Annotated in this window: 4 protein-coding genes and 1 pseudogene; 3 read left to right on the forward strand and 2 right to left on the reverse strand. The window is 64.6% G+C overall.

Going from position 1 to position 3,701, the window contains the following annotated elements:
* Positions 1-441, reverse strand: a pseudogene (locus JOZ79_RS03830) (hypothetical protein); the annotation flags it as partial.
* Between the two features lie 219 nt (positions 442-660).
* Entirely contained in the window at positions 661-1,644 is a 984-nt protein-coding gene (locus JOZ79_RS03835) for a YihY/virulence factor BrkB family protein (RefSeq protein WP_294070827.1), read from the reverse strand.
* Between the two features lie 382 nt (positions 1,645-2,026).
* On the opposite strand from JOZ79_RS03835, the gene JOZ79_RS03840 reads away from it, so the two are divergent.
* The 3 genes from JOZ79_RS03840 to JOZ79_RS03850 form a co-directional block, all read left to right on the forward strand.
* Positions 2,027-2,194: a DUF3309 domain-containing protein gene (locus JOZ79_RS03840; RefSeq protein ID WP_294070830.1), complete on the forward strand. Its 168-nt coding sequence runs from the start codon at positions 2,027-2,029 to the stop codon at positions 2,192-2,194.
* A 184-nt stretch (positions 2,195-2,378) separates the two neighbouring features.
* Positions 2,379-3,152 (forward strand): ferredoxin--NADP reductase, encoded by a 774-nt coding sequence (locus JOZ79_RS03845; RefSeq protein ID WP_294070833.1) that lies wholly within the window; start codon positions 2,379-2,381, stop codon positions 3,150-3,152.
* A gap of 190 nt (positions 3,153-3,342) precedes the next feature.
* Positions 3,343-3,701, forward strand: a 359-nt coding sequence (locus tag JOZ79_RS03850) for a hypothetical protein (protein WP_294070836.1), incomplete at its 3' end; no start/stop codon positions are given.

Here is a 3,701-nt window from a genome sequence, read left to right on the forward strand (position 1 = left end):
AGGAACACTGTAGAGGAAGAGAAGAGCCGACAGACCGCTGAGGTAGACGCGCTGCTTCGCCGCATACTCAACCGCCATGGCGCCCAAAACTATCAAGAGCTGGGCGATAAGCAGGAATAGCCGCGTGGCCCACTCGATACCGAGGAGGAAGGCGACCCGCGGCACGATGAGATCCATGGCGAGGTTCGGCGTGAGCGTCCAGGCAACGGTATAGAAAGGCGACGCGTTCTTGGTGCCGTCGGCCGCCAAAATGTACATACGGGCGAGGTGGTTGACGTAATCGACCATGGCCGGGATCGGCGTCGTCAGAACCGGCAGCACGGCGATAACAATTAAAGCCGCGAGGCCGGCCCCAAGCGTTCCCCGCGGCAGGACGATGGGGGCGTTCAAGGCGGACGGTTCCAGCGCCTCCACGACGACACTCGCTTCCTCGCCGCCCACAGAGTGCCGCGCGATGATCCGCCTCTCGCAGGCAGCTAAACCGCAAGCGGTGAAGATTAGATTACCCGTCCTCGTGCCTGGCGCGGATCTTGTGTGGCGCGTCACCGCCACGGCATGCACGCGAGGTCGGACGCGCGCGGTTCGAAGGCGAGCAAACAGGACAACGCTGAAGAATCAATAATGCCGAAGCCGTCCGCACGCCCTTGTCGAAGCCTTGCGTCAGCTTGTCCGCCGCATGTCGGCCCGCACCGAATCGATCGCTGCCCCGAGCAGCACGATCAGCGCCGACAGCCAGAACCACAGGAGGAGCACGATGACCGCGCCGAGCGGGCCGTAAGTGACGTCGTAGCTGCCGAACCTCGACACGTAGAACGAGAAGGCCCAGGACGCCAAGATCCAGGAGACGCCGGCGAACACGGTCCCGACCGAGAGCAGATGCCACCGCGGGTGGGTCCGGCTCGGTGCGAAGCGGTAGATTACGTCGAGCGCCAGCAGCACGAAGACGCCGAGGATCGGCCAGCGCGCGTAGGCGAGCCAGGATTGCAGCACCGGGTCGATCGGCAGGACGTTGATGACGATCGGCACGACGGCCACGGCGGTGAGCGCGATGATGGCGAAAATGATCGCGCCAAACGTCAGCCCCAGCCCGAGCAGCTGGAAGTGCAGGAAGTTGCGCTGCTCGGGACGTTCGATGGCGACGTTGAGCCCGGACATGAGCGACGAGGTCCCGGCCCGCGCGCCCCAGACGGCCAGCCCGACGCTGACGACCAGGCCGGAGTTCAGGCTGGAGTTCGGCTTGGCGAGCAGACCCTGGAGCGACGCGTTGATGAGGTTCGCCGGTTCTGTCGGCAGCAGCGCGGTGAGCTGCTGCACCTGCGTTTGGACGACATGGGTGTCGCCGAACAGCCCGTAAATCGAGACGAGCGCGCCGAGCGCCGGGAACAGCGCGAACATGCCGTAGAAGCCGATGCCGGCGGCAATGAGCGTCAGGTTGTCCCGCGAGGAGCGCATCAGCACCCGGTTGATGACGGTCCACAGCGAGCGAGCGCGGCGGCTGCGTTTCAGCCAGCCAGGCGCGATGTCCGGCAACGGATCGGTGCGGTCGGGGTCCGGGACGCTCAGCAGCTCGACGGCGCGCTTCTGGGCCGCGCTTGTCGAGGCGGCAACGGCGACGCCGATCGCGATAAGATACCACGGCAGCACCGGCGTCCCGACCGGACGCCGCTGCCCTGCCGTGGCGGAGCCGCTGCGGCGACCATCGCGATTGCCGGTCGCGCGCCGCGAGCGCCCTGCTTGGCTGCTCCGCGGGCCATCGGACACAGCCCGGCGTAGGCCCCCGACTTGCCGCTTCAACGTGCCTGCCCAGCCCATTCGTCTGCCCGTGTCGTCAGCCGCCCGTAATCGCGGCAGCGGGCGTCCTTGTTCCATGCGGTCGCGAACTCAGCGAAAGGCAGCCGAGGCGCCTGTGGATAGATGCCGGAGGCGCCCCCGCCGGCTCAGGACCGCGACCGTCACGTGCTATGCGTAGCCCCTTCGCGGCCGGAGACATGCCCTGCCGCTGGCACGCTCACGGGAGGGCCAAGCGATGTCGCTTCTTCTGATCATCCTCGTCATCATTCTACTGTTCGGTGGTGGCGGCTATTACGGTCATCGCTCGGGCTATTACGGCGGCGGCGGCCTCGGGATCGTCGGCCTCATCGTGGTCATCCTGATCGTCTTCCTGCTGCTGCGTCACACCAGCCTCGGCATCTGACGCGGGACGCCGCGGCGGAAGCGGCTTCCATCGCTGTCGCGGCGAAGGGAAGAAGTCGTTCGCCGCGCGAACATTATTCGATCGACGGTTCCGATCCTTGTTGATGCGCCGCACGCGGATTGCGTGCGGCGCGAAATGCCCCTAGCTAACAGCGAGAAGAGCCGCAGGGGCACACACCCGTTTCATGAGCAAATACCTCGAAGAGCGCGTCCTTTCTGTTCACCACTGGACGGACAGCCTGTTTTCCTTCCGCACGACCCGCGATCCCTCGTTCCGCTTCCGCAGCGGCGAGTTCACGATGATCGGCATCCCGATCGACGGCAAGCCGGTCCTGCGCGCCTATTCGGTCGCCAGCGCGCACTATGCCGACGAGCTCGAGTTCTTCTCGATCAAGGTGCAGGACGGCCCGCTCACCTCGCGACTCCAACACCTCAAGGAAGGCGACCACGTGATGGTCAGCCGCAAGCCGACCGGGACGCTGGTCCTCGACAATTTGGCGCCGGGGAAGCATCTCTACCTGCTCGGGACCGGCACCGGACTCGCACCGTTCCTGTCGCTGATCAAGGATCCCGAGACGTACGAGCGCTTCGAGAAGGTCGTGGTCGTGCACGGCGTGCGCTTCGCGAAGGACCTCGCCTACGGCGAGTTCATCGAGACGGTGCTGCCGGCCGACGAGTTCATCGGCGAGCTGGTGCGCGATCAGCTCATCTACTATCCGACCGTGACCCGCGAGCCCTTCCGCCATCAGGGCCGGATTACGGCGCTCATGGAGTCCGGCAAGCTCTTTGCGGACATCGGCCTGCCGAACATGAGCGTCGCCGACGATCGTTTCATGCTGTGCGGCAGCCCTGCCATGCTCGCCGACGTGCGCGGCCTGCTCGACTCGCGCGGCTGGATCGAGGGCAACCACGGCGAGCAGGGCCATTACGTTATCGAGAAGGCGTTCGTCGACAAGTAGCCGCTCCGCGCGCCCCAGAGCTCCCTCTGACTACATCGGTAACGCAGCAAGGCGCATGTGAAATAGAAGCGACATCCTCTCTGTCTACGCTATTTGGCGTCGCGGATCGAACGCCGGCGGCGATATCGGAAGAGGAAAGGTGAACCGCCTGACAGGTCGTGAGTCACGCTTGCGTCGCAAGCCAAGCGCTGTGGACCAGCTGATTTTCGCCTGCATGGTCTGGCTTGCGGCAGGGCAGCAAGCAAACGCTGGGTATCCTATCCTGACAGTGGTCGATGCCCACGGTATTCGCCACTTCTCGGCCGAGCAACTCCTGCAAAGGAAAGACTGCAGAAGCCCTGACTTGCGGGGCGACGACTACCATCACAAGGTGCAATTTCGGGCTGTTCCACTGCTGTCGCTATTCGATAAAGACTTAGATCCAGCCGACGCCTTGGAGGCGACGGCGTTAGACGGTTTTGTCGCCGAGATTCCGCTGAGGCAACTCGTCGGAGAAACCGCGACGGGAGACATTCCTTGGATAGCTATTGAGGATCCCGTCCATCCATG

The sequence above is a fragment of the Sphingomonas sp. genome (genome assembly GCF_019242355.1).
GTDB lineage: Bacteria > Pseudomonadota > Alphaproteobacteria > Sphingomonadales > Sphingomonadaceae > Sphingomicrobium.